At 72.7% G+C, this 26,489-nt stretch carries 25 protein-coding genes; 19 read left to right on the top strand and 6 right to left on the bottom strand.

From position 1 onward, the window contains the following. Positions 1–1,968: VIT domain-containing protein (locus DMH08_RS26490; protein ID WP_233617822.1), on the bottom strand; the 1,968-nt coding region annotated here is incomplete at its 3' end. Further along, the gene (locus DMH08_RS41890; protein ID WP_233617821.1) at positions 1,965–2,543 is read right to left on the bottom strand and encodes a MerR family transcriptional regulator; all 579 of its coding nucleotides are present in this window, start codon (positions 2,541–2,543) and stop codon (positions 1,965–1,967) included. The genes DMH08_RS41890 and DMH08_RS26490, both read right to left, overlap by 4 nt. Positions 2,544–2,608: 65 nt before the next feature. Here DMH08_RS41890 and DMH08_RS26485 point away from each other — a divergent pair, with 65 nt between their 5' ends. Then, positions 2,609–4,057: an RNA polymerase sigma factor gene (locus tag DMH08_RS26485; protein WP_125618445.1), complete on the top strand. Its 1,449-nt coding sequence runs from the start codon at positions 2,609–2,611 to the stop codon at positions 4,055–4,057. 108 nt (positions 4,058–4,165) lie between these two features. Further along, positions 4,166–5,419 (top strand): NlpC/P60 family protein, encoded by a 1,254-nt coding sequence (locus tag DMH08_RS26480; protein ID WP_125618443.1) that lies wholly within the window; start codon positions 4,166–4,168, stop codon positions 5,417–5,419. Positions 5,420–5,519: 100 nt separating this feature from the next. Here DMH08_RS26480 and DMH08_RS26475 read toward each other — a convergent pair whose 3' ends face one another. Beyond that, positions 5,520–6,011, bottom strand: a complete 492-nt coding sequence (locus DMH08_RS26475; protein ID WP_026403558.1) for an inorganic diphosphatase — start codon at positions 6,009–6,011, stop codon at positions 5,520–5,522. A 221-nt stretch (positions 6,012–6,232) separates the two neighbouring features. Between DMH08_RS26475 and dacB the strand changes: the two genes are divergently transcribed. The 11 genes from dacB to DMH08_RS26420 all read left to right on the top strand — a co-directional run bounded on the left by dacB (position 6,233) and on the right by DMH08_RS26420 (position 16,501). After that, positions 6,233–7,552 carry a D-alanyl-D-alanine carboxypeptidase/D-alanyl-D-alanine endopeptidase gene (dacB, locus tag DMH08_RS26470; protein WP_233617820.1) on the top strand — a complete coding sequence of 440 codons (1,320 nt, stop codon included), beginning with the start codon at positions 6,233–6,235 and terminating at the stop codon, positions 7,550–7,552. A 201-nt stretch (positions 7,553–7,753) separates the two neighbouring features. Further along, positions 7,754–8,866: a zinc-dependent metalloprotease gene (locus DMH08_RS26465; protein ID WP_026403556.1), complete on the top strand. Its 1,113-nt coding sequence runs from the start codon at positions 7,754–7,756 to the stop codon at positions 8,864–8,866. Then, complete coding sequence (gene tilS, locus DMH08_RS26460) at positions 8,867–9,901, top strand: tRNA lysidine(34) synthetase TilS (RefSeq protein ID WP_125618439.1); 1,035 nt, start codon at positions 8,867–8,869, stop codon at positions 9,899–9,901. A 76-nt stretch (positions 9,902–9,977) separates the two neighbouring features. Further along, complete coding sequence (gene hpt / locus DMH08_RS26455) at positions 9,978–10,541, top strand: hypoxanthine phosphoribosyltransferase (protein ID WP_026403554.1); 564 nt, start codon at positions 9,978–9,980, stop codon at positions 10,539–10,541. 364 nt (positions 10,542–10,905) lie between these two features. Then, entirely contained in the window at positions 10,906–12,924 is a 2,019-nt protein-coding gene (ftsH, locus tag DMH08_RS26450) for an ATP-dependent zinc metalloprotease FtsH (protein ID WP_026403553.1), read from the top strand. 5 nt (positions 12,925–12,929) lie between these two features. Then, on the top strand, positions 12,930–13,544 hold the full coding sequence (gene folE / locus DMH08_RS26445) for a GTP cyclohydrolase I FolE (RefSeq protein ID WP_034519018.1): 615 nt from the start codon (positions 12,930–12,932) through the stop codon (positions 13,542–13,544). 201 nt (positions 13,545–13,745) lie between these two features. Next, positions 13,746–14,648, top strand: a complete 903-nt coding sequence (folP, locus tag DMH08_RS26440; RefSeq protein ID WP_051300961.1) for a dihydropteroate synthase — start codon at positions 13,746–13,748, stop codon at positions 14,646–14,648. Then, on the top strand, positions 14,645–15,082 hold the full coding sequence (locus DMH08_RS26435) for a nuclear transport factor 2 family protein (protein ID WP_034519016.1): 438 nt from the start codon (positions 14,645–14,647) through the stop codon (positions 15,080–15,082). Before folP ends, DMH08_RS26435 begins: the two co-directional genes overlap by 4 nt. After that, positions 15,079–15,444: a dihydroneopterin aldolase gene (folB, locus tag DMH08_RS26430; RefSeq protein ID WP_026403549.1), complete on the top strand. Its 366-nt coding sequence runs from the start codon at positions 15,079–15,081 to the stop codon at positions 15,442–15,444. The genes DMH08_RS26435 and folB overlap by 4 nt, the downstream gene beginning before the upstream one ends. Then, positions 15,441–16,028, top strand: coding sequence for a 2-amino-4-hydroxy-6-hydroxymethyldihydropteridine diphosphokinase (gene folK, locus DMH08_RS26425; protein ID WP_026403548.1), 588 nt, complete (start codon positions 15,441–15,443; stop codon positions 16,026–16,028). The genes folB and folK overlap by 4 nt, the downstream gene beginning before the upstream one ends. Beyond that, positions 16,025–16,501, top strand: a complete 477-nt coding sequence (locus tag DMH08_RS26420; protein ID WP_125618435.1) for a DUF3180 domain-containing protein — start codon at positions 16,025–16,027, stop codon at positions 16,499–16,501. The genes folK and DMH08_RS26420 overlap by 4 nt, the downstream gene beginning before the upstream one ends. Positions 16,502–16,677: 176 nt before the next feature. On the opposite strand, the gene DMH08_RS26415 is transcribed toward DMH08_RS26420, so the two are convergent. Further along, positions 16,678–17,838, bottom strand: coding sequence for an NADH-quinone oxidoreductase subunit D (locus DMH08_RS26415; RefSeq protein ID WP_125618433.1), 1,161 nt, complete (start codon positions 17,836–17,838; stop codon positions 16,678–16,680). A gap of 78 nt (positions 17,839–17,916) precedes the next feature. On the opposite strand from DMH08_RS26415, the gene DMH08_RS26410 reads away from it, so the two are divergent. Together DMH08_RS26410 and DMH08_RS26405 are read left to right on the top strand one after the other, a co-directional pair. Then, positions 17,917–18,582 carry a PH domain-containing protein gene (locus tag DMH08_RS26410; protein ID WP_233617819.1) on the top strand — a complete coding sequence of 222 codons (666 nt, stop codon included), beginning with the start codon at positions 17,917–17,919 and terminating at the stop codon, positions 18,580–18,582. 239 nt (positions 18,583–18,821) lie between these two features. After that, positions 18,822–20,153, top strand: coding sequence for a PH domain-containing protein (locus DMH08_RS26405; protein ID WP_233617818.1), 1,332 nt, complete (start codon positions 18,822–18,824; stop codon positions 20,151–20,153). A gap of 23 nt (positions 20,154–20,176) precedes the next feature. Here the strand turns inward: DMH08_RS26405 and DMH08_RS26400 are convergent, their stop codons facing one another. Both DMH08_RS26400 and DMH08_RS26395 read right to left on the bottom strand, forming a co-directional pair. After that, the gene (locus DMH08_RS26400; protein ID WP_026403545.1) at positions 20,177–20,584 is read right to left on the bottom strand and encodes a RidA family protein; all 408 of its coding nucleotides are present in this window, start codon (positions 20,582–20,584) and stop codon (positions 20,177–20,179) included. A 60-nt stretch (positions 20,585–20,644) separates the two neighbouring features. Beyond that, positions 20,645–21,586 carry a DMT family transporter gene (locus DMH08_RS26395; RefSeq protein WP_125618429.1) on the bottom strand — a complete coding sequence of 314 codons (942 nt, stop codon included), beginning with the start codon at positions 21,584–21,586 and terminating at the stop codon, positions 20,645–20,647. Between DMH08_RS26395 and DMH08_RS26390 the strand changes: the two genes are divergently transcribed. The 4 genes from DMH08_RS26390 (at position 21,585) to DMH08_RS26375 (ending at position 26,048) form a co-directional block, all read left to right on the top strand. Beyond that, positions 21,585–22,994, top strand: a complete 1,410-nt coding sequence (locus tag DMH08_RS26390; protein WP_125618427.1) for an aminotransferase-like domain-containing protein — start codon at positions 21,585–21,587, stop codon at positions 22,992–22,994. The genes DMH08_RS26395 and DMH08_RS26390 overlap by 2 nt on opposite strands. A 174-nt stretch (positions 22,995–23,168) precedes the next feature. Continuing rightward, entirely contained in the window at positions 23,169–24,371 is a 1,203-nt protein-coding gene (locus tag DMH08_RS26385) for a cytochrome P450 (RefSeq protein ID WP_233617817.1), read from the top strand. A gap of 115 nt (positions 24,372–24,486) precedes the next feature. Next, positions 24,487–24,894 carry a YciI family protein gene (locus DMH08_RS26380; RefSeq protein WP_026403540.1) on the top strand — a complete coding sequence of 136 codons (408 nt, stop codon included), beginning with the start codon at positions 24,487–24,489 and terminating at the stop codon, positions 24,892–24,894. Then, a complete protein-coding gene (locus DMH08_RS26375) occupies positions 24,891–26,048 on the top strand; it encodes an RNA polymerase sigma factor (RefSeq protein WP_125618426.1) in 1,158 nt (385 codons plus the stop codon). The genes DMH08_RS26380 and DMH08_RS26375 overlap by 4 nt, the downstream gene beginning before the upstream one ends. Positions 26,049–26,489: the final 441 nt, after the last annotated feature.

Genomic DNA, 26,489 nt, shown 5'->3' with positions numbered 1-26,489 from the left:
GACCTCCCCGACTTCCTCCGCGCCGGACGGGCCGGCGCGGAGGAAGTCGGGGAGGTCGAGGTCGTCGTGGCGGTCGAAGTCGGCGGGTCGGTAGGAGCGGGCCGCCATCGGGCGGGCGGTTTGCGGGGGCGCCTGGCCGGCCCAGCCTGAAGGGGTCTCCACCGGCTGGACGACCCGGTGGGGGGCTCGGGTGTCGGCGGCGACCTCGGAGTCGACGGCGACGAACGCGGTGAAGCGGCACAGGACGCCGAACCGCAGGGACGTGTCGATGATGCGTTGCTCGAGGTCTTCGCCGACGGTGTGGCGGTCTTCGAGGTCGCGGAGGTGGGCGCGGGCCCACAGGGCCGTGGCGGTGCGGTCGGTGGTCTCGACCGGGGGAGCCTGCCGGGTCCAAGCGGTCCCGTCGGGTTTCGTGCCGTGGAGGGTGACGGCGCCGGGGCGGCCCCGGTAGCGGCCGGAGACCACGAGGGGGACGCCCGGGAAGAGGGAGCCGAGGCGGGGGGCCACCGAGCCGGGGACGATGTCGAGGTCGGCGTCGAGGGTGAGGTTCGTCGCGATGGGGGCGGCGATGCGGTGGTGGAGGTCCCGCATCGCCTCGTCCAGGCGGTCTTCGGATTCGACGAGCTCGCAGTGGCCGCCGCCGAGGGCGGCGAGGCGGTTGAGGAAGCCGGCGTTGACCGCGCGGTCGATGCCGATGGTGTGGACGCGGACGTCCTGGAGCTGCGGGCCGAGGCGGGCGAGGATCTGGTCCTCGTTGCCGATCTGGCCGTCGGTGATGAGGACGAGCACCCGGTCGCGGGACGGGTCGTCGAGGAGGCCGCCCGCTTGGAGGAGCGGCGTGAGCATCTCGGTGCCGCCGCGGGCCTCGAGCCCGGCGAGGTGCTCGACGGCCCGGAACCGGTTGCGGTCGGTGCCCGGGGCGAGGGCGAGGTCGAGGCCGCGGGGGGTGTCGATGACGTTGTCGAAGGAGAGGACGGCGAACCTGTCCTCGGTGCGGAGGGTGTCGATGATGCGGGCGGCGGCCCGGCGGGCGGCGACCATCTTCCAGCCCCGCATGCTGCCGGACCGGTCGAGGATGAGCGCGAGGTCGCGGGGGCGGGGCCGCGTCTCCCCGGAGGGGAGGACGGTGAGGGTGAAGGTGCCCTCGTCGCCGGTCTCGTCCGGTGCGAGGGCGAGGGACGCGCTCTCGTGCTCGGCGTGGCGGAGGCGGAGGACGAAGTCGCGGTCGAGGCGCTCGCCGGGGCGCAGGCTGACGCGGCCGCCCTCCTCGGCGACGACGTGCAGGGTCGACGCGATGTCGGTGAGCGGCAGCCCGGCGGGGTCGATGTCGACGTCGATCGACAGGCGGACCGGGTTGGGGAAGCCGGGCAGGAGGACCGGCGGGCTGATCCGGGACGCGTCGGGGACGGTGTCGGTGTCGTCGGACGTGCCGGGCCCGGCGCGCTCGTCGTCGAGGGGGGCGCCGGGGATGTAGCGGGGCGCGACGACGAGGGGGAAGCGGAAGGTCGCCTCGGTGGCGGAGTCGCGGGAGAGCGGCTGGGCCAGGCGGAGCTCGACCTTGACACGCTCGCCAGGCTGGATGTTGCCGACGCGCATGGCGAAGACGTCGGGGCGGTCCTCCTCGGCGATCGCGGCCCGCCGACCGGAGGCGATCGCGGTGTCGTAGTCGCGTCTGGCGCTGCCGCGCTCCTTGAGGGTGCCCTCGACGACCCGGTCGGCGGCCTCCATGCGGAGCGCGGTGACGGCCGCGCGGTCGGGGAGGGGGAAGATGTACGTCGCCTCGAGCGGCACGTCGAACGGGTTGCGGAACCCCTGGACGAGGTCGATGCCGGCGACGTGGCCGGTGATGGTCGCGTGGACGCCGACAGTGTCGAGCGGCAGGTTGCCCTTCTCGGTGGTGAGCGCGCCGAGCCCGCCTTCGGGGTCCGGCGCGGGGGGATCGGGCAGTTCGTGGATGCGCACTGTCACTGGGACCTCCGGGGAGGGGCGGCGGATCGGGTGAGACCTCGGCGTTGCAGTTCTTCCAGCAGCGGGCGGGCGGCCGACGCGATGGCGTCGAGGTCGGCGTCGGTCAGGTGGTGCGCCTCCAGCAGGAGGGTGACGTCGGGGCTGAGGCGGACGCCCTGGACGACCGGCGGGCGGGGCGTGTCGTAGCCGGTGACGGTCGCGGGCCGGTAGGAGATGTCGGGGCGTTCGCGCCAGAAGCGCTCCCGCTCGTTGCCGGTCGCGGCCGGCAGGTCGGCGATGCGTTCGAGTGATTCGTCGGTGGCGGCGGCCAGCTCGACCTGGATCTCGGCGATCGAGCGGCCCGCCGCCTGGCGGCGTTTCACCGCGACGAGCTGGAGCAGGTGCCGGCGGCCGTAGAGGGCGGTGCGGCCGCGGCGGCCCAGGGGCGGGTCGACGAGGCCGATCGTGGTGTACCAGCGGATCAGGCGTTCGTTCGGCAGGTCGCGCACCCGGCCGTTGGCGGGCGTCTCGCCGCCGGCCGCGAGGGCCGCCGCGGCGCGGTCCGCCAGCTCGCCGATCGTCCAGGTGTCGTCCATGGCCCGATGATGACACTGTCATCGTGACACTGTCAAATCGAATTCGGGCAAGTGGACAAAGTGGGGTGATTGTTTCTTTCTCCGCAAAAGTTAAGCGGAGGAATAATGGTCATCGAATTGAGTTCGACAGTGTGTCCGATCATGTGAATTTGCCGGTAAAGCGGTCTTGGAGCCCCTACCTTTCTGTCATGGACGACCGAGAACTGGTCGAGGCGCTGCGGGCGCGGGAGCCGGACGCGCCGGCCTCGGTCTACCGCGCCTACGGCGACCGGCTGTACGCGTACTGCTGGTTCCGGACGCAGGCGCGGGACGACGCTCAGGTCGCTTTGCGCGACGCTTTCATCGCCGCGGAAGCGCACATCGACAAACTCCGCGACCCCGAACTGTTCGGCCCGTGGCTGTACGCCATCGCGCGCATGCAGTGCGCGCGTCGTCCGCCTTCGGAGGACCGTGCGCCCGATCCGCCGGTCGCGAGCCACGACCAGGAGGACGTCGATGAGCGGCTCATCTCCTGGAAGGCCGTGCAGGCGCTTTCGCCGCTCTCGCAGGACGTTCTGGATCTGCATCTGCGGCACGGGTTGTCGGCCCCGGAACTGGGCGCGGTGCTGGGGCTCGCGCCGGGCGACGTGCAGGGGACGCTCGAACGCGCGCATGCGGAGCTTGAGCAGACGCTGACGGCCGAGATGCTGGAAGGTCAAGGGCCCTACGGATGCGCAGAACGCGCCACCCTGCTGAGGCAGAGAAGTACGGGTGCGGACGTGGACGGCCGATTGCTGAGGCACGCGGAGACGTGCGCGCAGTGCAAGCCGTTCTGTCCGCGTGCGGTGTCGGCGTCGAAGGTGTTCGGGCTGCTTCCGGTCGTCCTTCCGCCGGACGAACTCCGGCTCCGCGTGGTGAGCTGCTTCACGGATTCCGAACTGGTCGGGTATCGGCTGTTCGTCGCCACGAACCTTTCGGGCTTCACGTCGGCGGGTTTCCCGCTCCAGGACGGGCGTCCGGCCCGGAAGCGCGTCGCCGCCGCGGGGGCGTGGCGCAAGCGCGCCGTTCTGGGGGCCGCCACGATCGTCGTGCTCGGTGGCGGGGGCCTCGCCTGGGCGTCGTTGGACACGGACGGGCGTGACGCGGAGAGGGTGGACACGATCGTCGGTCCGAACCCCAGTCCCCGGCCGGGGCGCGTGCACGGTTCGCCGTCTCCGAACGCCGTGTCCGGGAAGGTGCCCGGCCCGGGGCGCACGTCGCCGGGCGCTTCCGTCCAGGGGCAGACGCCGGGTGCGGTTCCCCGGTCGTTGGCCGAGGACGGGACTCCGGGGCCTTCGGGGTCCGTACAGGGCGCGTCGACGCGTCCTCCGGGGAGTCCCGCCGGGCCGCTTCCGCGCACGTCCCCGTCCGCGCCCGCGCCGCCGAAGCCGCCGCCGACCGGGAGCGGCACGCCCGCCGCGTCGCCGCCGCCGTCGCCGACGGACGAGCCGCCGTCCCCGCCGCCGTCCGACCAAAGCCCGCCCCCGGCCGGGTAACGGTCCGCCGCAACGCGGCGCCGGACGTTCCTCCCGACGATCTTCTGAACTACGATCCGTGATCGAATGCTCGCGCTGCGCATCACGCGTCGGGGGGAGGACGTGATCATGAGCGCGACGGAGTTTCGCGGCGGCACGTTCCGGATCAGCGGTACCGGACTGCGCCTGGCCGCTCTGTCGTCCGGCATCGCGATCGGCTTGACCTGGCTGGTCCCGGCCTCGGCCGCGCGGCCCCCGGCGGAGCCGCCGCCCGGGGCGCGGGACGTGCGGCAGAGCCGGCAGGACGTGCGGGAGCGCGCCGCGGAGGTCGGCCGGACGCAGGCCGAACTGGCCGAGGCGGACGGCGCCCTGCATCGGCTCGTCGCGGACGCGCAGGCCGCCGTGGAGCGGTACCACGGCGAACGGGTGATGCTGGAGCGCGCCCGCGCGGCCCATCAGGACGCGCGGCGGCGGCTGGCGGACGCCGGGCGGCGGGTCGGCGAGACGCGCGCCGATCTCGCGTCGTACGCGGCGCGGATGTACCGGGGCGGCGGCGGGCGGGACCGGCTGGCGTCGGTGGTGGCGGGAGAGGGCGGCCCGCAGGGGTTCATGGACCGGGCCGTGATGGCCCGGATGCTGGCCGAGCAGCGGGCCGGAATGCTGCGCCGGGTCGAGGCGTCCAGGAACGTGGAGGACCTGTTCCGGCGCCAAGCGGAGGACGCTCTGGCCAAGCAGAGCGAAGCGGCCCGCCGTGCAGATGAGGCGAGGCGCCGTGCAGAGGACGCCGTGGAACGGCAGCGGGCGTCCGTCGAACGCATCGAGGCCCGCAAACGGGAACTGGAACGTCGTCTGGGGGTCGCCGAAGCGCGCGCCGCCGAACTAAAGCGCGCGCGAGAACGCGCGTTGGGGGAGCAGGCCGCACAGAAGGCGAACTCCGCGCCAGCCGACTCGGGTGGGGCCGTCCCGTCCACTACCGCACGCGGCGACATCGTGGCGCGGGCGGCGCTCAGATGGCTCGGGACGCCCTACTCCTGGGGCGGCGGCACCGTGGACGGCCCCAGCTACGGCATCGAGCACGGTTCGGGCGTCCGCGGGTTCGACTGCTCGGGTCTCGCGATGTATGCGTGGGACAAGGCCGGTGTACGGCTCGACCACTGGACGGGCACGCAGTGGACGTCCGGGCCGCACGTCCCTCTGGACGAGCTGCGCCGCGGCGACCTCGTGTTCTTCGCCCACGACACGTCCGACCCGGACACCATCCACCACGTCGGCATCTACATCGGCGAGGGGCGCATGGTGGAGGCGCCGTACACGGGGGCGCGGGTGCGCGTGGCGGGCGTGCACCGGAGCGACCTGATCGGCGCGACCCGTCCGTCCGGCTGAACGGCCGAGGACCCTCCCGTAGGGCGCGTCCCGTACGGAAGGGTCCTCGATCGCCTGCGACGAGCGGTACCGCGGGCGGGGCGGCCGGCCCCCGGCGGGCTCAGTGCCCGCCCTGCTCCACCGCGCGCTTGCGGGAGCGCTCGATCTCGACCTCGGCCTCGACGCGGCCCACCCAGCTCGCGCCCTCGACGGACTTGCCGGGCTCCAGGTCCTTGTAGACCTCGAAGAAGTGCTGGATCTCCAGGCGGTCGAACTCGGGGACGTGGTGGATGTCGCGCAGGTGCTCCATGCGCGGGTCGGTGGCGGGGACGCACAGGACCTTGTCGTCACCACCGGCCTCGTCGGTCATCCGGAACATCCCGACGGCGCGGCAGCGGATGAGGCAGCCCGGGAAGGTCGGCTCCTGCAGCAGGACGAGCGCGTCCAAGGGGTCGCCGTCCTCGCCGAGGGTGTCGTCGATGAACCCGTAGTCGGCGGGGTACTGCGTCGAGGTGAAGAGCATGCGGTCGAGGCGGATGCGACCGGTCTCGTGGTCGATCTCGTACTTGTTCCGCTGACCCTTCGGGATCTCAATGGTGACGTCGAAATCCAAGGTGTCCTCCGCTCCCTGCGCGTCGCAGTGAATAGTCTTTCGGGGGTCTGTGCGGGCGAGGCCGGCCCCCACGGTGTGGGTGTTCCCTTATATAAGGATGTCGCACGTTGGTGAGTGCTGAGTGGGAGAGGGGCGGCGACGTGTCCGGACGGGGTCGTGCCCTCGTCTTGTTGTCACTGTCCCTCCTTAACGTTTTCGCTGTCTCCGCGGCGTTCGCAGTGGTGAAACTCACACCGGCCAGGCATCTGTCCCCGCAGCCGCCGAGCGTGGCGGTGCGGGACGTCGTCCGGGTCTCGGCCGGGTCCCCCGCCGGGGTTTCCGCCGCCGAGCCGGGGACGGGCCCGATGCCGGACGCGTCCGTCCTGGCGGGACGGCTGTCCGGGGCGATCGGCGGCGCCGGGGCCGACCTCAGCGCCGTCGTCGTCGACGTCGCCACCGGGCGGACGCTGTTCGGGCACCGCGGCGACCGGCCGGCCACGCCCGCCTCGACGACGAAGCTGGCGACGTCGGTGGCGGCGCTGGCCTCGGTCGGCCCGGAGCACCGGATCACGACGCGGGTCGTGCGGGGCGCCGGAGGCGGCATCGTACTGGTCGGAGGCGGGGATCCTACCCTGACGGCGCTTCCGGCGGGCCGGGAGGGCGGCTCTCCGCCGTTCGCGTCACTGGACGACCTCGCGAAGCAGACCGCGGCGGCGTTGAAGACGGCCGGGATCGGCCAGGTACGGGTGGACTTCGACGCGTCCGCTTACCAGGGGGCGGGAGCGGCGCCTACCTGGAAGCCCAACTACATACCCGACGGCGAGGTCGCTCCCGTGTCCGCCCTGGCCGTGGACAAGGGGAAGGCCGCGCCGCAGGACCCGACCAAGCGGACCAGGGTCGCCGACCCGGCCGGCGTGGCCGCGGCGAAGTTCGCGCAGCTGCTCACCAAGCATGGGGTTCCCGCCAAGCCCGGGCGCAAGGTCACCGGGACGGGCGGGGCGGAGCAGTTGGGCGCCGTGCAGTCGCCCCCGATGTCGGTGCTCGTGGAGTACCTGCTGACGGAGAGCGACAACGATGTGGCGGAGGCCGTCGCACGGCAGGTGGCGATGAATAAGGGCCTTCCTGCGTCGTTCCAGGGCGCCGCGCAGGCGGTGACGCAGGTTTTGACCGAGCTCGGTGTCGAGCAGGGCGTCGTGGTCAACGACGGTAGCGGGCTGTCGCCCGCGAACCGCATCACGCCGGTCGCGCTCGCCCGGATCGTCTCGCTGGCCGCCGACGCGGAGCACCCGGACCTGCGCGCCACGATCACGGGCATGCCCGTGGCCGGCTTCTCGGGCACGCTCGGCCCGCCCCGCTACTCCGGGCAGGCCAGCCGCGCGGGCGCCGGGGTCGTCCGGGCCAAGACCGGGACGCTCGCGGGCGTCAGCACGCTCGCGGGAATGGTGCGGGACGCGGACGGCCGGCTGCTGGCGTTCGCGTTCATGCTGGGCGACGGGAAGGGGTACGTGAACCCGCTGACGCTCGACCGGCTGGCCGCCGAGGTCGCACGCTGCGGCTGCTGAACCCCGCGCCGGCCCGTGTCCGCCCGTGTCCGCCCGCGTCGGTTCGCGGCGTTCCGGTGCGTCCGTCCGGGCGGTCTCCGCGGACGTGAGCGTGTGGGGAGTGCGCCACGGGAGATAACCAGAACGGTTGTTCGTTGAACGATCGTGGAGAGGCGCTGCGGCGCCGCGTCGAAACGTACGGTGGAGTACATGAGCGCCTCAATGATCGACTGGAATGTGGCGGTCCAGGCGGGGACCCGGCTCGTCCGTCCGGGACCGCAGGTCAGCCACGCGGAGGCCCGTGCGGTCGTCGCCGAACTGCGCGAACTGTCCAAGCTGGCGCACGGGCACGTGCGCGAGTTCACCGGCATGGCCTCCGAACTCGATCCCGACCCGGCGACGATCGTGGACCGGCCCGGCTGGATCCGGGCGAACGTGGACGGCTTCCGGGTGGTGCTCGAGCCGCTCATGGAGCAGATGACCGAGAAGCGCGGCCCGGGGCCGCTCGGCGGCGCCGGCAACCTGGTCGTGGACGCGGTCGGGTCGCGCGTCACCGGAGCGCAGGTCGGCGCGATCCTCGCCTACATGGCGAGCCGTGTCCTGGGGCAGTACGAGCTGTTCCTCCCGCCCGACCCGGACGGACGCGCGCCGACGGGGCGGCTCACGCTGGTCGCGCCCAACATCGTCCACGTGGAGCAGGAACTGCGCGTGGACGCGCGCGACTTCCGCCTGTGGGTGTGCCTGCACGAGGAGACGCACCGCGCGCAGTTCACGGGCGTCCCGTGGCTGCGCGAGTACGTGCAGAGCCAGATGACCCAGTTCCTCCTGGCGTCCGATCTCGACCCGGGCGCCATGCTCGACCGGATCAAGGACGCGGCCGAGGCCGTCGCGGACGCCGTCCGGGGCGGGGACTCGAACCTCATCGACGCCATCCAGAGCCCGGAGCAGCGCGAGATCCTCGACCGGCTGACGGCCGTGATGACGCTCGTCGAGGGGCACGGCGACTACGTGATGGACGCCGTCGGGCCCGAGGTCGTCCCGTCCGTGCAGCAGATCCGGTCGCGCTTCCAGGGGCGCCGCGAGGGCGGCGGCCGCATGGACAAGACGATCCGGCGGCTCCTCGGCATCGACCTGAAGATGAAGCAGTACGCGGAGGGCTCGCGGTTCGTCCGGCGGGTCGTCTCCGAGGCCGGTATGAGCGGCTTCAACAAGGTGTGGGATTCTCCGGAGAGCCTGCCCACGCACCTGGAGATCAAGGAACCCGAACTGTGGATGGACCGCGTCGTGGGCCCGCGCGCCATCGACACCGCCCCGCCGGAGGCGAACGAGGCTTGAGTGGGTCCTGATCCGGCCGTCGCGGCGGTCCGCCTGGCGGTGCGGCGCGTGCTGGCCGACCTGCCGCCGCCGGGAGGGGCGGCGGACGGCGCCGCCGGACGTCCGGCGGGCCTGGTGCTCGCCGCGTGCAGCGGCGGCGCGGACTCCCTCGCCCTCGCGGGGGCGCTCGCGTTCGTAGCCCCGAGGCTCGGCATCCCGGCGGGGGCCGTGACGATCGACCACGGGTTGCAAGAAGGATCGGGCGCGCGCGCTGACGCGGTGGTGCGCACGCTCGCCGACTTGGGGCTGGACCCGGCGGGTTCCGTCGCCGTCACCGTGGGGACACAGGGCGGGATGGAGAACGCCGCCCGCGACGCCCGGTACGCGGCGCTGGACGATGCCGCACGCCGTCTGGACGCCGCCGCGGTTCTCCTTGGGCACACCTTGAACGACCAGGCCGAAACCGTCCTGCTCGGCCTGGCGCGCGGATCCGGCACGCGTTCGCTCTCCGGAATGCCGCCCGCCTTCACCCGCCGCGCAGGCGTGCGCTACCTGCGCCCCCTCCTCGACCTCGATCGGGTGACCACGCGCCGGGCCTGCCTGGCAATGGGACTTGAACCCTGGGACGACCCCCACAACGACGACCCTGCCTACACGCGCGTGCGTGTGCGCAACGACGCTTTGCCTTCCCTGGAGAAGGCACTCGGCCCCGGGGTAACGGAGGCCCTAGCCCGCACGGCGCGAATGCTGCGCGAGGACGCGGACGTCCTGGACGATCTCGCCGCACGCGCCTACGCGGACTTGCGAGCCCCCGAGGACGGGTACCCCGTCGCAGTGCGCCTGGACGGGCTCGCGGAACTGCCGAGAGCCGTCCGGACGCGCGTACTCCGGACGTCCGCGGTCGAAGCGGGCAGTCCACCCGGTACGCTCGCGGCCGTCCATGTCGATGCGGTGGATCGGCTGGTCACGGCCTGGCGCGGCCAGCGGCACGTGGACCTGCCCGGGGGTCTGAGGGCCTTCAGGCGGTATGGGAAGCTGCTGTTCGGCCCGGCCTGAACCCGGCTGACGCCCGGTGCGCCGCGGCGCGGGCCGTGCGCCGGGCGGACGCGATCACGACGATGAGGGTGGGGTTGTGGACGAGAAGGACCTGGGCGACGACCTGGCGAAGGTGCTGATCCCGGAGGCCGATCTGCAGGCCAAGGTACGGGAGCTCGCCGGGCAGATCGACGCCGACTACGCGGGCCGCGACCTGCTCCTCGTCGGCGTCCTCAAGGGCGCCGTCATGATCATGGCGGACCTGGCGCGGGAGCTGCACACCCCGGCGTCGATGGACTGGATGGCCGTCTCGTCGTACGGGTCGGGCACCAAGTCGTCCGGCGTCGTGCGGATCCTGAAGGACCTCGACACCGACATCCTCGACCGGCACGTCCTGATCGTGGAGGACATCGTCGACTCGGGGCTGACGCTGTCGTGGCTGGTCAGCAACCTGCGCTCGCGCAAGCCCGCGTCCCTGGAGATCTGCGCGCTGCTGCGCAAGCCGGAGGCGGTCCAGGCGGAGCTGGACGTGAAGTACATCGGCTTCGACATCCCCAACGAGTTCGTCATCGGGTACGGGCTCGACTTCGCGGAGAAGTACCGGAACCTGCCGTTCGTGGGGACGCTCGCGCCTCACGTCTACGGCGGCGACGGGTCCTGACGTCCTTGGGAGGGGGCCCGGCGGGGCCCGGCGGCCCGAACGGCGAGCAGGTGGGAAGCACCGGGAGAACCGGTAGGAACGGCCCGTCAGGGAACAAGCGGCCGTGACGGATCGTTGCAAGGGTCGTTGACGGGTATAGGGAAAGGGCCAGGAGACAGCGCTGGCTGCGTCTTCTGCTCCCAGCGGTGTACCGTCGATGTCCCGGGCCCCAAGGCCGGGGAGCCGTAGAAGGGGGACCGCCACGGTGGTCCGGAGCCACGGCGGGACCGTCGTTGGTCGCAGTGGCGTCCGTCCTCCGGGGCGGGCGAGGATCGCACACAGACGTTGGTCAGGAGGGACGGGCCCCGAAGGGGTAACCGGATAAATGGACGTGAAGCGCTATTTTCGCGGGCCGCTGCTGTGGATCCTGCTGTTCGGCCTCTTGGTCGCCCTCGTCATGTGGGGCGTCAACCCCGGCCGCTCGTACGAGAAGGTCGACACCTCCAAGGTGGTCCAGGAGATCGCCCAGGGCCAGGTGAAGTCCGCAAAGATCATCGACAAGGATCAGCGGATCGAGGTCACGCTCAAGAGCGGTGAGCAGCAGCAGGCTTCCTGGGTCAGCGGCCAGGGGCTCGAGCTCCAGAACCAGCTGCAGAAGCAGGCCGGGTCGAACAACCTCCCCGGCGGCTACGACATCGAGGTCCCGCAGCAGAGCATGTTCGTCAGCCTGCTGTTCAGCCTCCTGCCGATCGTCATCATCGTGCTGATCTTCCTGTTCATCATGAACCAGATGCAGGGCGGCGGCTCCCGGGTGATGAACTTCGGCAAGTCGAAGGCCAAGCTCATCACCAAGGACACCCCGAAGACCACGTTCGCCGACGTGGCGGGAGCCGAGGAGGCCCTCGAGGAACTCGAGGAGATCAAAGACTTCCTGCAGAACCCGGCGAAGTTCCAGTCGATCGGCGCGAAGATCCCCAAGGGCGTCCTCCTGTACGGCCCGCCCGGCACCGGCAAGACGCTGCTGGCGCGCGCCGTGGCCGGCGAGGCGGGCGTGCCCTTCTACTCGATCTCCGGTTCGGACTTCGTCGAGATGTTCGTCGGCGTCGGCGCCTCGCGCGTCCGCGACCTGTTCGAGCAGGCGAAGACCAACGCCCCGTCCATCATCTTCATCGACGAGATCGACGCCGTCGGACGGCACCGCGGCGCGGGCCTCGGCGGCGGCCACGACGAGCGGGAGCAGACGCTCAACCAGCTGCTCGTCGAGATGGACGGCTTCGACGTCAAGGGCGGCGTCATCCTGATCGCCGCCACGAACCGCCCCGACATCCTCGACCCGGCGCTGCTGCGTCCCGGCCGTTTCGACCGCCAGGTCACCGTGGACCGCCCCGACCTGGAGGGCCGCAAGGGCATCCTGCGCGTGCACGGGCGCGGCAAGCCGTTCGCCCCGGACGTCGACCTGGACGTCATCGCGCGGCGCACGCCCGGGTTCACCGGCGCCGACCTGTCCAACGTGATCAACGAGGCGGCGCTGCTGACCGCGCGGTTCGACCGCAAGCTGATCGACATGGACACCCTCGAGGAGTCCATCGACCGCGTCATGGCCGGGCCGGAGCGCAAGACCCGCGTGATGTCGGAGAAGGAAAAGAAGATCATCGCCTACCACGAGGGCGGGCACGCGCTGGTGGCGCACGCGCTGCCGAACTCCGACCCCGTGCACAAGGTGACGATCCTGCCGCGCGGCCGGGCCCTGGGCTACACCATGACCCTGCCGATGGAGGACAAGTTCCTCACGACGCGCTCGGAGATGACCGATCAGCTCGCGATGCTGCTGGGCGGCCGGACGGCGGAGGAGCTCGTGTTCCACGAGCCGACGACCGGCGCGGCGAACGACATCGAGAAGGCCAGCTCGATCGCGCGCAACATGGTGACCGAGTACGGGATGAGCGAGCGCCTGGGCGCCCGCAAGTTCGGCTCGGGCCAGGGCGAGGTGTTCCTCGGCCGCGACATGGGCCACGAGCGCGACTACTCCGAGGACATCGCGTCCGCGATCGACGACGAGGTCCGCCGCTACATCGAGTCGGCGCACGACACCGCCTGGGAGATCCTCACCGAGTACCGGGACGTCCTGGACGAGCTCGTCGTGAACCTGATGGAGAAGGAGACCCTCTCCAAGGAGCAGGTCCTCGAGATCTTCGCGCCGATCCAGAAGCGGCCGCACCAGAACTCCTACACCGGGTACGGCAAGCGCCTCCCGTCGGACCGCCCGCCGGTGCTGACGGCCAAGGAGCTGGCCCTGATGGGCCCCCAGGAGGTCACCGACCTCACCAAGGGGAACGGCCAGGGCAACGGGCAGAGCAGCGTGCCGAGCCCGGAGACGACCGACCCGCTCAAGGGCGAAGGCTGACCCCGTTGACCGATCCCTTCGACGACACCCCCCTGCCCGACGCGCCCCCCGGGTTCGATCAGGGCAGGATCGAGAAGGCCGTCCGCGAGATCCTGTTCGCGATCGGGGAGGACCCCGACCGCGACGGGCTCCGCGACACCCCCGCGCGGGTCGCGCGCGCGTACGCCGAGCAGTTCGCCGGCCTGCGGCAGCGTCCCGAAGAGGCGCTCACCACGGTGTTCGACGCCGACCATGAGGAAATGGTCCTGGTGAAGGACATCGGGGTGTACAGCGTGTGCGAGCACCACCTCGTCCCGTTCCACGGCGTGGCCCACGTGGGCTACACGCCGAACCAGAAGGGGCAGATCACCGGTCTGTCCAAGCTGGCCCGGCTCGTGGACGTGTACGCGCGGCGCCCGCAGGTGCAGGAGCGCCTGACGAGCCAGGTCGCGGACGCGCTCATGAACGTCCTGGAGCCGCGCGGCGCCATCGTGGTGATCGAGGCCGAGCATCTGTGCATGACGATGCGCGGCGTCCGCAAGCCGGGCGCGCGGACCGTGACGTCCGCCGTCCGCGGCGACTTCCGCGATCACCCCGAGACGCGCGCCGAGGCGATGAGCCTGATTCTGGGCCGCTCCTGACCGCGATTCCATACCGAGTCCGCATCGACGCCGGAACGGGCCTCAGCGACGAGCTGAGGCCCGTTCCGGCGCTTTCGGGGAGGGCGCGGAGGCCGTCCACCGGCGGGACGGGCGGGACGGGCGCGCCGCGCGGGACGGCGGGCGGTACGGCGGACGGGGCGCGAGATCGAAACACCGAGACCACGACATAGGGTTGATGCCATGACCGCTGCCGATGTTCCAGGACTGCCCGCGCCGGGGCGGTGCCTCGTCATGGGCGTGGTCAACGTGACCCCCGACTCCTTCTCGGACGGCGGCGCCTGGTTCGACCGCGAGAAGGCGATCCACCACGGGCTGAACCTGGTCGCCGAGGGCGCCGACATCGTCGACGTGGGCGGCGAGTCGACGCGTCCGGGCGCGCAGCGCGTGTCCCGCGAGGAGGAGCTGCGCCGCGTCGTGCCCGTCATCGAGGCGCTCACCGCCGAGGGCGTCCCGGTCAGCGTGGACACCATGCGCGCCGAGGTCGCGGAGGCCGCGATCGAGGCGGGCGCCCGGCTCGTCAACGACGTGAGCGGCGGCCTCGCCGACCCCGACATGCCCCGCGCCGTCGCGCGCGCGGACGTCCCGTACGTCGTGATGCACTGGCGCGGGCACAGCCACGACATGCAGACCCGCGCCGTGTACGAGGACGTCGTCCGCGAAGTGCGCGACGAGCTGCTGCAGCGCGTGGACGTCGTCCTGCAGGAAGGCTTGGACCCCGCCAAGGTGATCCTGGATCCGGGCCTCGGTTTCGCGAAGAACCCGACGGCCGGGCACAACTGGTCGCTGCTGGCCCATCTGGACGCGTTCACGGGCACGGGCTACCCGGTTCTGGTCGGGGCGTCCCGCAAGAGCTTCCTCGGCAGGCTCCTCACCGACGCCGACGGGACGCCGCGTCCCTTCGGCGAATGCGACGACGCCACGGTCGCGATCACGTCGCTCGTCGCCGCCGCCGGCGGCTGGTGCGTGCGCGTGCACCGCGTCCGTCCGAACGCCGACGCCGTGCGCGTCGCGGCGGCCGTGCGGGCCGCGGGCGCCGACCGCGACGACCGTCCTGGCACCGACCTCGGGAGCGACCGGCCATGAACCCAGCGGTGAACCGCGCGGACGTCGGCGAGGTGCACGCCGAGTTCTACGCCGCGTTCGAGGCGGGCGACTACGACCGCATGGCGGCCGTCTGGGCGGACGGCGCGCACGCCGCGGGCGTCTCCTGCGTCCACCCCGGCTGGACCATGCTGCGCGGACGCGAGGAGGTGCTGCGGTCGTGGGCCCTCATCATGGCCAACACCACCTACATCCAGTTCGTGCTGACCGACGTCGAGACGGACGTGTACGGCGACCACGCGGTGGTCACGTGCAAGGAGAACGTCCTGACCGCCGACGAGGACACGGAGGCCGGATTCCTCGCAGGGGGAAGCATTGTCGCCACCAATGTGTTCGTTCGGGTCGAAGGAGAATGGCGGCTCCTGCTCCATCACGGTTCGCCCGTGCTGAACGTCGCTGATACAGAGGAAGAATGAGTCTCGACCGCATCGAACTGCGCGGCCTGCGGGCCAGGGGCAGGCACGGCTGCCTCCCGGCGGAGCGCGAACTCGGCCAGGAGTTCGTCGTGGACGCCGTCCTCGGCCTGGACACCCGCCCGGCGGCGGCGGACGACGACCTGTCGCTCACCGTCGACTACGGGTCGCTGGCCGACCGGCTGGTCGCCGCGGTCGGGGGCGAGCCCGTCGACCTGATCGAAACGCTGGCCGAGCGGCTGGCGAAGATATGTCTGGAAGACGCGGCGGTCTCGGAGGTCGAGATCACCGTCCACAAGCCGAACGCCCCGGTGCCGCACCCCTTCACGGACGTGGCCGTGAAGATCCAGAGGAGTCGCCCATGACCGCGCACGACCGCATGCCCGACCGCACCGCCACCGGCGGGCACATGCTCGTCCACCACCGGGTCGTGTTCTCCCTCGGCAGCAACCTCGGCGACCGCCTGGACAACCTCCAGGAGGCCGTCGACGCGCTGTTCGACGCCCCCGGACTCGACTTCGTGGCATGCTCCCCGGTCTACGAGACGGCGCCGTACGCGCCCCCCGGCGAGTCGATCCCGCCCCAGGACGACTACCTCAACGTCATCCTCGTGGCCGACACCCGGCTCCCCCCGGAGAACCTGCTGGAGCGCGTCCTCAACATCGAGAACTCCATGCAGCGGGTCAGGGAGGTCCGGTGGGGCCCGCGCACCCTCGACATCGACATCGTGGTCTTCGGTGACATCTCCTCCGACGACCCCGACCTGACGCTCCCGCACCCGCGCGCGCACGAGCGCGCGTTCGTCCTCGTCCCCTGGGCCGACATCGAACCGGACGTGCTGCTGCCCGGGCACGGCCGCGTCGGCGACCTCGCCGAAGCGAAACTCGCGGAGGGCGGCCCGTCGGCCGTGCACCGCCGGACGGACCTGACCCTGCAGCAGCCTGCATGAAGCCGTCGCGCCCGCTCTTCCTCGTCGGCCTCCTGGTCGTCGTCGCGGTGATCACCTGGGCGGTGCTGCGCACGGCCTACCTGGCGCTGCCGCCGCTGCCGTGGACGACGGTGCCGACGCTGCTGCTGCTGGCCCTCGCCGAGGGGGTCAGCGGCTTCAACGTCATGCGCCGCATCCGCCGCAAGCCCGGCACGCGCCCGGTCGAGCCGCTCGCCGTCGCGCGGCTCGCGGCCCTCGGCAAGGCCAGCGCGCACGCCGCCGCGGTGATCGCGGGCGTGTTCGGCGGGTTCGCGGTCAGCGTCGTGAACGCCCTCGACAAGCCGACGCCCCGGCACGACTTCTTCGCCAGCGGCGCGACCTTCCTGGCCGCCGCCGTCCTGGTGGGCGCCGCCTTCTTCCTCGAGTACGCGTGCCGCGTGCCCGGCGGCCCCGACGACGAGGAAGAGCGCCGCAACGGCGCCTCCCGAGCCTGAACCCCGCGCGGAAGCCTCGGGCGGCGTACGGCCCGCGTGCGGGGGCACGACTCTGCGCGGAGTGGACGCGGGCCGCGTGCGGCGTCCTGCCCGTGCGTGGGGGCATGGCGTTCGGGTGGGGGCGGCGGCTCGTCACGCGCGGACGTAGGGCGCTCTGCGCCCGGAGTCCGTGCGGGTCATTTGTCGATGTCGCCCACCACGAAGAACATGGAGCCCAGGATCGCGATCATGTCGGCGACGAGGTTGCCGGGAAGCAGTTCCGCGAGCACCTGGACGTTGTTGAAGGACGCGGAGCGCAGCTTCAGCCGCCACGGCGTCTTCTCGCCGCGCGACACCAGGTAGTAGCCGTTGATGCCGAGCGGGTTCTCCGTCCACGCGTACGTGTGGCCCTCCGGGACCTTCAGGACCTTCGGCAGGCGCTGGTTGATCGGGCCCTTCGGCAGCGCGGCGAGGCGGTCGAGGCAGGCGTCGGCGAGGTCCAGGGACGCGTACACCTGGTCGAGGAGGCACTCGAAGCGGGCGAGCGCGTCGCCCTCCGACCGGGTCACCACGCGGACGTCCAGTTCGTCGTAGGCGAGGTACGGTTCGTCCCTGCGGAGGTCGAAGTCCACTCCGGACGCGCGGGCGATCGGGCCCGAGACCCCGTACTGCAGGATCTGCTCCTCGGTGAGCACACCCACGCCGCGTGTGCGCGCGCGGAAGATCTCGTTGTCCAGGATGAGGTCGGCGATGTCGCTCATCCGGCCCCGGACGACCGAGACGGCGTGGCGCGCACGTCCCGTCCAGCCGGCGGGCAGGTCGTCCTTCAGGCCGCCCACGCGGTTGAACATGTAGTGCATGCGGCCGCCGGAGATCTCCTCCATGACCCGCTGCAGTTCCTCACGCTCACGGAACGCGTAAAAGATCGGGGTCATCGCACCCACTTCCAGGGGGTACGACCCCAGGAACATGAGGTGGTTGAGGATCCGGTTCAGCTCGGCGAGCAGCGTCCTGGCCCAGACGGCCCGGACGGGCACCTCCATGCCCAGCATCCGCTCCACGGCCATGACGACCCCGAGCTCGCTGGAGAACGCCGACAGCCAGTCGTGCCGGTTGGCCAGCACGAGGATCTGGCGGAAGTCGCGGACCTCGAACAGTTTCTCCGCGCCTCGGTGCATGTACCCGACGATGGGTTCGGCGGCGGAGATGCGCTCCCCGTCCAGGGTCAGCCGGAGCCTGAGCACGCCGTGCGTGGACGGGTGCTGCGGCCCGATGTTCAGGGTCATGTCCTCGGTCGCGAGCTCCTTGCCCAAGGAGTTCGAGCCCGCGCCGATACCGACGATCCGTTCGGTGGTCATGGTCGCGTCTCCGCCGCTCGGGTCACCGGGCCATGCTCCCATGGCGGCCGATGCCCGTTTCCGGTTGACTAGGGTCCGATGAACCCGAACCACGGCGGACAGCCGTACGACCCCGCCGCGCACCCGCCGCCGCCCGGCCCGATGCCGCAGGGGCCCGTGCCGCAGGGGCCCGTGCAAGGCGCGCCGGGACGGCCCGTGCCGGGAGACGGTCCGAACGCCGCGGGGCCGGTCGCCGCACAGCCCCGGTACCGTCCGGACGAGGCGTTCGCCCCCGGCGGCGGGCAGAAGTGGTGGCCGATCTCCAAGCGCCACACCTGGCAGCGGGCGTTGACGGCCGTGCTCTGGGCCGTCCCCGTGGGGGCGCTGGGCGTCTTCATGCTCGGACGTGACGGAGGCGTCGCCGCGTCGGCGATGTGGGGCGCCGCGGTGGTTTTGTCGGTCGTCGTCATCGGGATCGTGGCGGAACTCGACCGCCGGTCCTTCGGGTACGCCGAGCGCGCCGACGACCTCATCCTCACGCACGGCGTGTTCGTCAAGCGCCTCATCGTCGTCCCGTACGGGCGGATGCAGTTCGTGGACGTCACGGCGGGGCTGCTGGAGCGCTGGATGGGCATCGCGACCGTCCGGATGCACACCGCGGCGGCCGCCACGGACGCGACCGTTCCGGGCCTGCCCGCCGCGGAGGCCGCGCTGCTGCGCGACCGGCTCGCGCAGAAGGGCGAGGAGAGGAGCATGGGCCTGTGAACGGCCCCTACGGCCCCCCGCCCGGCCCGTACGGTCCGCAGCCCGGTCCTCACGGCCCGCCGCCCGGTGGGCCCGGCCCGCAGGGACGGCCGGGCCCGTACGGTCCGCCCGGCCCGCCTTCGGGTCCGCCCGGACCGCCTTCGGGTCCGCCCGGACCCTACGGGCCGCCGCGTCCTCCTTACGGTCCGCCCGGCCCGTACCAGGGGCACCCGTACCCGGGGCCGCCGCACGGGTATCCGATGCGGCCGCCGGTGCGGTTCTCCGAGGGCACCCACAGGCTGCACTGGGCCACGGCGCCGCTCCGTGCGTTCGTGTTCCTGATCGTCTACTTCGTCCTGCTGGGCTTTCCGCTGCTGCTGACCCAGACGGACGAGGGCATCGTCCTCTCCCTCACCCCCGAGGTGATCGCGCGGTTCCTGATCGTGTCGGTGCCGGTCACCGTGATCGCGGTCGGCACGGGTTTGTGGACGTGGTTGGCGCTGCGCTTCCGGGTCGACGGGGACGACCTCGTCGTGGAGACCGGGCTGCTGCGCAAGCGTAAGCGTCGCATCCCGCTGTCGCGCATCCAGGCCGTCGACATCGTTCGCCCGCTCGTCACCCGCGTGTTCGCGCTCGCGGAGGTCCGGGTGGAGCTGGCGGGCGGCGAGCAGAGCGAGATCGTCCTGCGGTACGTGGGGCGGAACTCCGCGCAGCAGTTGCGCGCGGAACTGCTCGCCCTCGCCGCCGGGCTGCCGGGCCACACCCCGGAGGCACCCGAACGGCACGTGTGGCGCGTCCCCTTCGGTGCGCTGTTCTCGTCCCTGCTGCTGCGCTGGCCGGTCATAGGGACGATCCTGCTTTTCCTCGGCACCCTGGTGTTCATGGTGGTCTACACGGAAGGCGGCATCCTGGCCGTCACCGTGCCGATCCTGCTCGGCCTCCTCCGCGCGGTGGTCGCCCCCATGGTGATGTACGCGAACTTCCGGGTCGCCCTGTCCCCGGACGGGATCCGACTCCGGTACGGGCTCCTCGAGACGCGCATGCAGACGCTTCCTCCCGGCCGCGTGCAGGCCGTCGGCATCGTCGAACCGGCGATCTGGCGGAGCCTCGGCTGGGTGCGGGTCGAGATCACGGTCGCGGGGTACGCGGGCGAGCGGCAGGCCCTGTCCTCGACGCTCCTGCCGGTCGCCCCGCGCCACGTCGCGCTGCACCTGGTGTCGCAGGTGTTCCCGGGGACGCACGTGGACGCCGTCCCGCTCCTCCCGGCGTCCGGCAAGTCGGTGGCGATCGACCGTCCGGACGGCGCGGGCACCGACGACGTCGTGTTCGTGACCCGCCACGGCTGGCCCTGCCGACGGACGGACGTGATCGCGCACGCGCGCGCGCAGAGCGTCCGTCTGACCGTGAACCCGCTCCAGAGGCTTCTGGGGTTGGCGACTGTCCATGTGGACGCGCCGCCGGGGTCCGTCCAGGTCGCCGCGGCCGACCGGGACCTGGGCGAGGCGCGCGCGATCGTCGATTCGACGGCCCGGAGGGCGCGCGCGGCGCGCAAGGCCGCGGCGGGCGACCCGTCCCACTGGGCCGCACGCTGACGCCCGTCCGGGCGGCGGGTCCGTCAGTCGAGGACCGCCGCGACGGCCTCGATCTCCACGAGCTGGTCGTGGTAGCCGAGCACGGTCACGCCCATCAGGGTGCTGGGCACGTCGTGGTCGCCGAACGCGTCCCGGACGACCTGCCAGGACGCCACCAGGTCCTCCTGGCGGGCGGACGCGACGAGGACCCGCGTGCTGATGACGTCCTGGAGCGAGGCGCCGGCGTCCGCGAGCGCGGTCCGCAGGTTCTCGACGCAGCGCGCCGCCTGCCCCGCGTAGTCGCCGACGGCGACGGTGGAGCCGTCGTCGGCGAGCGGGCACGACCCCGCGAGGAAGATCAGGCGGGCGTCGGCGGGGGCGGTGGCCGCGTAGGCGTACTCGGCGACGTCCGAGAGGGACGCGGAACGGATCAGGGTGACGGCACGGGGCACGGAAGCTCCTCAGGAAGATGATCACCTGTCTCGTGATCGTCGCAGAGCGGAAAGCGGTCCTCACCTGGTTTTTCCGGCGCCGCCCGGCCGTCCCCGCCGGGTGCGGACGGCGCTCGCGGCGCAGGCGACGACGGCGACGCCGCCGAGGACGGTCGGCCAGGTGAGCGGCTCGCCCAGGAGCAGCGCGGCCCAGCCGATGGTCATCACCGGCTGGACGAGCTGGACCTGCCCCACCCGCGCCATCGGCCCGATCGCGAGCCCGCGGTACCAGGCGAAGAAGCCGAGGAACATGCTCACGACCCCGAGGTAGGCGAACGCGGCCCACTCGGCCGGGCCGCCGGTCGGCGGGTGCCGGACGAGCGACGCCGCGGCGGCCGGGAGCATCGGCGGCGCGGACACCACCAGCGCCCACGACACGGTCTGCCACGCGCCGAGTTCGCGGGCGAGGAGACCGCCCTCCGCGTAGCCGATCGCGGCCGCGAGGACGGCCCCGAACAGCAGCAGGTCGGACCCGTGCGGCCTGCCGAGCCCGCCGCCCTGCAGCGACGCGAACCCGACGGCGGCGACCGCGCCGACGGACGCCGCGAGCCAGAACGAGGCCGGCCGGCGCTCGTGCGCGCGCAGCACGGCCGTCACCGCCGTCGCCGCGGGCAGCAGCGCGATCACGACGGCCCCGTGGCTCGCCGGGGCGGTGGTGAGCGCGAACGAGGTCAGCAGCGGGAAACCGGCGACGACACCGCCCGCCACGACCGCGACGCGGACCCACTGGACGCCGCGCGGCGGGCGCTGCCTCGTGACCGCCAGGGCGGCCGCGGCGAGGGCCGCGGCGACGACCGCGCGTCCGGCACCGGCGAACAGCGGGGACATCCCGCCGCCCTGCACGGCGATCCGGGTGAACGGGACGGTGAGCGAGAACGCCGCGACCCCGAGCAGCCCCCACCAGAGTCCCGCCTGGGATAGCGGAACGGGCTTCGAGAGAGTAGCGCTACTATCAGCCTTCATGAAAGACGATAGCAGTGCGCGTATCGTGGCCGGGCTCCGGGACTGGATCGCCGCCGCCGCGCCCGGCGCGCGGCTGCCGTCCACGCGGTCCTTGGTCGCGCAGTACGGGGCGAGTCCCGTCACAGTGCAGAAGGCGCTGCGGACCCTCGCGTCCCAAGGCTTGGTCGAAAGCCGTCCGGGCGTGGGCACGTTCGTCCGGGCCGTCCGCCTGCCACGCCCCAACGACTACGGCTGGCAGACCGCCGCGCTCGGGTCGCCCCAGAACCCGATCCCGCGGACGTCCACGGCACTGCGGCAGGCCCCCAACGACGTGATCGCGCTGCACTCCGGCTACCCGGACCGCGAACTGCTCCCCGAACGCCTGGTCAGGACGGCGTTCGCCCGTGCGGCGCGCGGCGACGCGGCCGTCGGCCGTCCCCCGTCCGCCGGGCTGCCCGACCTCCAGGCGTGGTTCGCGGCCGAGCTGGGCGCCGCCGCCCCCGCGTGGGCCGCACCCCCCGCGCCGAGCGACGTCATCGTCGTCCCCGGCAGCCAGAGCGGGCTCGGCGGCGCCTTCCGCGCCCTGGTCGGCGCGGGCCGCCCGCTCCTCGCGGAGTCCCCGACGTACTGGGGCGCGATCCTCGCCGCCGCGCAGGTCGGCGTCCGGATCGTGCCCGTCCCCAGCGGGATCGACGGACCCGACCCGGACGAACTGGCGCGCGCCTTCGAACACACCGGGGCCCGCGCGTTCTACGCCCAGCCGACCTTCGCCAACCCGACCGGCGCCCGCTGGTCCCCGGACGTCGCCGACCGCGTCCTCGACCTCGTCCGGCGGCACGGCGCGTTCCTCATCGAGGACGACTGGGCGCACGACTTCGGCATCGCCGCGGACGCGTCCCCGGTCGCGGCCCGCGACGACGCCGGGCACGTCGTGTACCTGCGGTCGCTGACCAAGAGCGTCTCGCCCGCGGTGCGCGTCGCCGGGGTCGTCGCGCGCGGCCCCGCCCGCGAGCGCATCCTCGCCGACGCGCAGGCCGAGTCGATGTACGTCAGCGGCGTGCTGCAGGCCGTCGCGCTCGACGTCGTCACCCAGCCGGCGTGGCGCACGCACCTGCGGGGCGTCCGCCGCCAGCTCGCCGCCCGCCGCGACCTGCTGGCCGGCGCGATCCGCGAGCACGTCCCGTCCGCCCGCCTCGACGTGCCGCAGGGCGGGCTGAACCTGTGGGTGCGGCTGCCGGACGCCACCGACCTGCCCGGGCTCGTCCGGGACTGCGAGGCCGCGGGCGTCGTCGTCGCGGCCGGCGACGAGTGGTTCCCCGCCGAACCGACCGGCCCCTACCTGCGGCTCGGCTACGCGGGCCCGAACCCCGGCGCCTTCCCCGAGGGCGCCCGCGTCATCGGCGAGGTGCTCGCCCGCCGGCACGGCTGACGAAGTTATCCACAGGCCGCGGTTTTCTTTCACCCCCTCCCGGCCCTGACCGAGCATGAAGTGGCCGGTCCGCCCAGCGTGGGGGATGGGCGGACCGGTCCCGACCGCCCGAGACGGAGGCGTCCCATGAAACAGCCTGGACAGACGCGCACCAACGCGAAATATCGTTCGGGGATGATGTCCTATGACCCGTGGTCGCCCGAGTTCGTGGCCGACCCTTATCCGGTGTTCGAGCGGCTCCGGGACGAACGTCCGGTGTTCTTCCACGAGCCGACCGACCAATGGGTGATCAGCCGGTACGAGGACGTCGACGCGCTCCTGCGCGACCGCAGGCTCGGCCGCTCGTACCTGCACACGGCCACGCACGAGGAGTTCGGCCGGCCGGCGGAGGCGGAGTTCCTCAAACCCTTCTGGGACCTCGTCCGCGCCGGCATGCTCGACGTCGAGCCACCGACCCACACCCGCCTGCGGCGGCTGGTCTCCAAGGCGTTCACCGCACGCATGGTGGAGGGGCTGCGGCCCACCATCCGGAGACTCGCCGAGGAGCTGGCGGGCACCCTCGCGGCCAAGGGCGGCGGCGACCTGCTCGCCGAGGTCGCCGAGCCGCTCCCGGTGAACGTGATCGCCGAGATGCTGGGCGTCCCGCCGGAGGACCGGCCGCTCCTGCGCCCCTGGTCGGCCGACATCTGCGGCATGTACGAGCTCAACCCGTCCGAGGAGACCCAGCGGACGGCCGTCCGCGCCGCCGTCGAGTTCTCCGACTACCTGCGGGGCCTGGCCCGCTCCCGCCGGGACGAACCCCGCGACGACCTGATCAGCGCGCTCGCCCAGGTCGTCGACGACGGCGACCGGCTCACCGAGGACGAACTGATCGGCACCTGCGTCCTGCTCCTCAACGCCGGGCACGAGGCCACGGTGAACGCCACCGGCAACGGCTGGTGGTCGCTGTTCCGCAACCCCGGCGAACTCGACCGGCTCCGCGCCGACCCGTCCCTCGTGCCCACCGCCGTCGAGGAACTCCTGCGCTACGACACCCCGGCCCCGATGTTCGAACGCTGGGTCCTCGAAGACATCACCGTCGCCGGGGTCGACATCCCGCGCGGCGCCGAGGTCGCCCTGCTGTTCGCGTCCGCCAACCGCGACCCCGCCGTCTTCGCCGACCCGGACCGCCTCGACCTGGGCCGCGACCCGAACCCGCACATCACCTTCGGCCTCGGCATCCACTACTGCCTCGGCGCACCGCTCGGCCGCATCGAGCTCGCCGAGTCCTTCGGCGCCCTCCTGAGAGCCGCCCCTACACTCCGCCCGACCGTCGACCCGAAGTGGAAGCCCGGCTTCGTCCTACGCGGCCTGGAGGCCCTCCACGTCCAATGCTGACCCGCCCCACTCGGCGACCAAAAAATTTTCGGTGGTGATGTCGAGAACGAGGGGACGGCTTCGTCCCAGGGGTGAGCGCGACCAAGATGGGTCGTACGAGCATCGAGGAGAAGCGATGGCCAAGTACCTGCTGCTGAAGCACTACCGAGGCGCCCCGGCCGCGGTGAACGACGCGCCGATGGACCGGTGGACGCCGGAGGAGATCTCGGCGCACGTGCAGTACATGAACGACTTCGCGGCCCGGCTCGAGGAGACCGGCGAGTACGTCGACAGCCAGGCGCTCGCGCCCGAGGGGACGTGGGTCCGCTACGACGGCGAGGGGCGCCCGCCGGTCACCGACGGCCCGTTCGCCGAGACGAAGGACCTCATCGCCGGCTGGATGGTGATCGACGTCGACGGGTACGAGCGCGCCGTCGAGCTGGCCGGGGAGCTGTCGGCGGCGCCCGGGGCGGGCGGGAAGCCGATCCACGAGTGGCTCGAGGTGCGCCCGTTCCTGGGCGAGGCGCCCACGATCACGGAATGAACGCTCCGGTCGACGAGGTCCTCCTCCGCGGCCTCACGCCGAACGTCCTCGGGATCCTCGTCCGCCGCGGAGCCGACTTCGCGGCGGCCGAGGACGCCGTGCAGGACGCGCTGGTCGAGGCGCTGCGCGTCTGGCCGGACGACCCGCCGCGCGACCCGAAGGGCTGGCTGGTCACCGTGGCCTGGCGCCGGTTCCTCGACGCGGCGCGGGCGGACGCCGCCCGCCGCCGCCGCGAGGACCTCCTCGAGGAGGAGCCGGCGCCGGGGTCCGCGTCCGAGGTGGACGACACGCTGCGGCTCTACTTCCTGTGCGCCCACCCGTCGCTGACGCCCGCATCGGCGGTCGCGCTCACGCTGCGCGCCGTCGGCGGGCTGACCACCCGCCAGATCGCCCGGGCGTACCTGGTGCCCGAGGCGACCATGGCGCAGCGCATCAGCCGGGCGAAGCGGACCGTCTCCGACGTCCGGTTCGACCGGCCCGGCGACGTCGCCACCGTGCTGCGCGTCCTCTACCTGGTCTTCAACGAGGGGTACTCCGGCGACGTCGACCTGGCCGCCGAGGCCATCCGGCTGACCCGGCAGCTCGCCGCCGCCATCGACCATCCGGAGGTGGCGGGGCTGCTCGCGCTGATGCTGCTCCACCACGCCCGCCGCGCCGCCCGGACCGCGCCCGACGGCGGGCTGGTGCCGCTCGCCGAGCAGGACCGCCGCCGCTGGGACACGGCCGCCATCGCCGAGGGCATCGATATCCTGCAGGCCGCCCTGGCCCGCGACCGGCTCGGCGAGTTCCAGGCCCAGGCCGCGATCGCGGCGCTCCACGCCGACGCGCTCACCGCGGAGGAGACCGACTGGGTGCAGATCGTCGAGTGGTACGACGAACTGGTGCGGCTGACCGGCAGCCCGGTCGTCCGGCTCAACCGCGCGGTGGCGGTCGGCGAGGCCGACGGCCCCCGCGCCGGGCTGGCGGCGCTCGCCGCGCTGGACGACTCCCTGCCCCGCCACACCGCCGTGGCGGCGTACCTCCACGAGCGCGACGGCGACCCGGCGACGGCCGCCCGCCTGTACGCCGAGGCGGCCCGCAAGGCGCCCAACCTGGCCGAACGCGACCACCTGACCCGCCAAGCCGCCCGCCTCAACACCCTCCACCACAACTGACGCCCCCGGCCGGCCGCTCGCCGCAACACCCTCGACCGCGCCTGGCGGCCCCGGCCGTTGGTATGGGCCGGGCGGCTCGCCTCAGCCGTCCCCCGACCGTGGCTGACGGCTCGGGGGCGTCCGCTGTGCAGCGTGTGTGCTCTTGTGGTGCGCGACTGGCGCCCTCGGCGGTCGGCGCCGGCCGGGCCGCCCGCCGCAACACCCTCGACCGCGACTGGCGGCCCTGGCCGTCCGCTGCGTATCGCGTGGGCTCTTGTGGTGCGCGACTCGGCCTCGGCTGTTGGTACTGGCCGCGCCGCTCGTCTCAGCCGCCTCTCGACCGTGGCTGGCGGCCCCGGTCGTCCGCTGTGCAGTGTGTGTGGGCTTGTGGTGCGGGGCTGGCGGTCGCGGTCGCTGCCGTTCCGCGCGGAGCGTGCGGGTCAGCGGGGTGGGGTGGTGAGG

The sequence above is a fragment of the Actinomadura sp. WAC 06369 genome (genome assembly GCF_003947565.1).
GTDB classification, from domain to species: Bacteria; Actinomycetota; Actinomycetes; order Streptosporangiales; family Streptosporangiaceae; genus Spirillospora; species Spirillospora rifamycini.
Note: the sequence above shows the minus strand (reverse complement) of the source record. Positions and strands in the feature narration are given on the sequence as shown.

Coding starts and splice junctions, on each gene's coding strand:
- DMH08_RS41890 (WP_233617821.1), bottom strand. CDS start 2,543: ATGGACGACACCTGGACGATCGGCGAGCTGGCGGACCGCGCCGCGGCG.
- DMH08_RS26480 (WP_125618443.1), top strand. CDS start 4,166: ATGAGCGCGACGGAGTTTCGCGGCGGCACGTTCCGGATCAGCGGTACC.
- DMH08_RS26405 (WP_233617818.1), top strand. CDS start 18,822: ATGCGGCCGCCGGTGCGGTTCTCCGAGGGCACCCACAGGCTGCACTGG.
- DMH08_RS26415 (WP_125618433.1), bottom strand. CDS start 17,838: ATGACCACCGAACGGATCGTCGGTATCGGCGCGGGCTCGAACTCCTTG.
- DMH08_RS26435 (WP_034519016.1), top strand. CDS start 14,645: ATGAACCCAGCGGTGAACCGCGCGGACGTCGGCGAGGTGCACGCCGAG.
- folP (WP_051300961.1), top strand. CDS start 13,746: ATGACCGCTGCCGATGTTCCAGGACTGCCCGCGCCGGGGCGGTGCCTC.
- DMH08_RS26395 (WP_125618429.1), bottom strand. CDS start 21,586: ATGAAGGCTGATAGTAGCGCTACTCTCTCGAAGCCCGTTCCGCTATCC.
- folB (WP_026403549.1), top strand. CDS start 15,079: ATGAGTCTCGACCGCATCGAACTGCGCGGCCTGCGGGCCAGGGGCAGG.
- ftsH (WP_026403553.1), top strand. CDS start 10,906: ATGGACGTGAAGCGCTATTTTCGCGGGCCGCTGCTGTGGATCCTGCTG.
- DMH08_RS26465 (WP_026403556.1), top strand. CDS start 7,754: ATGATCGACTGGAATGTGGCGGTCCAGGCGGGGACCCGGCTCGTCCGT.
- DMH08_RS26390 (WP_125618427.1), top strand. CDS start 21,585: ATGAAAGACGATAGCAGTGCGCGTATCGTGGCCGGGCTCCGGGACTGG.
- folK (WP_026403548.1), top strand. CDS start 15,441: ATGACCGCGCACGACCGCATGCCCGACCGCACCGCCACCGGCGGGCAC.
- DMH08_RS26380 (WP_026403540.1), top strand. CDS start 24,487: ATGGCCAAGTACCTGCTGCTGAAGCACTACCGAGGCGCCCCGGCCGCG.
- DMH08_RS26420 (WP_125618435.1), top strand. CDS start 16,025: ATGAAGCCGTCGCGCCCGCTCTTCCTCGTCGGCCTCCTGGTCGTCGTC.
- DMH08_RS26410 (WP_233617819.1), top strand. CDS start 17,917: ATGAACCCGAACCACGGCGGACAGCCGTACGACCCCGCCGCGCACCCG.
- DMH08_RS26385 (WP_233617817.1), top strand. CDS start 23,169: ATGATGTCCTATGACCCGTGGTCGCCCGAGTTCGTGGCCGACCCTTAT.
- DMH08_RS26375 (WP_125618426.1), top strand. CDS start 24,891: ATGAACGCTCCGGTCGACGAGGTCCTCCTCCGCGGCCTCACGCCGAAC.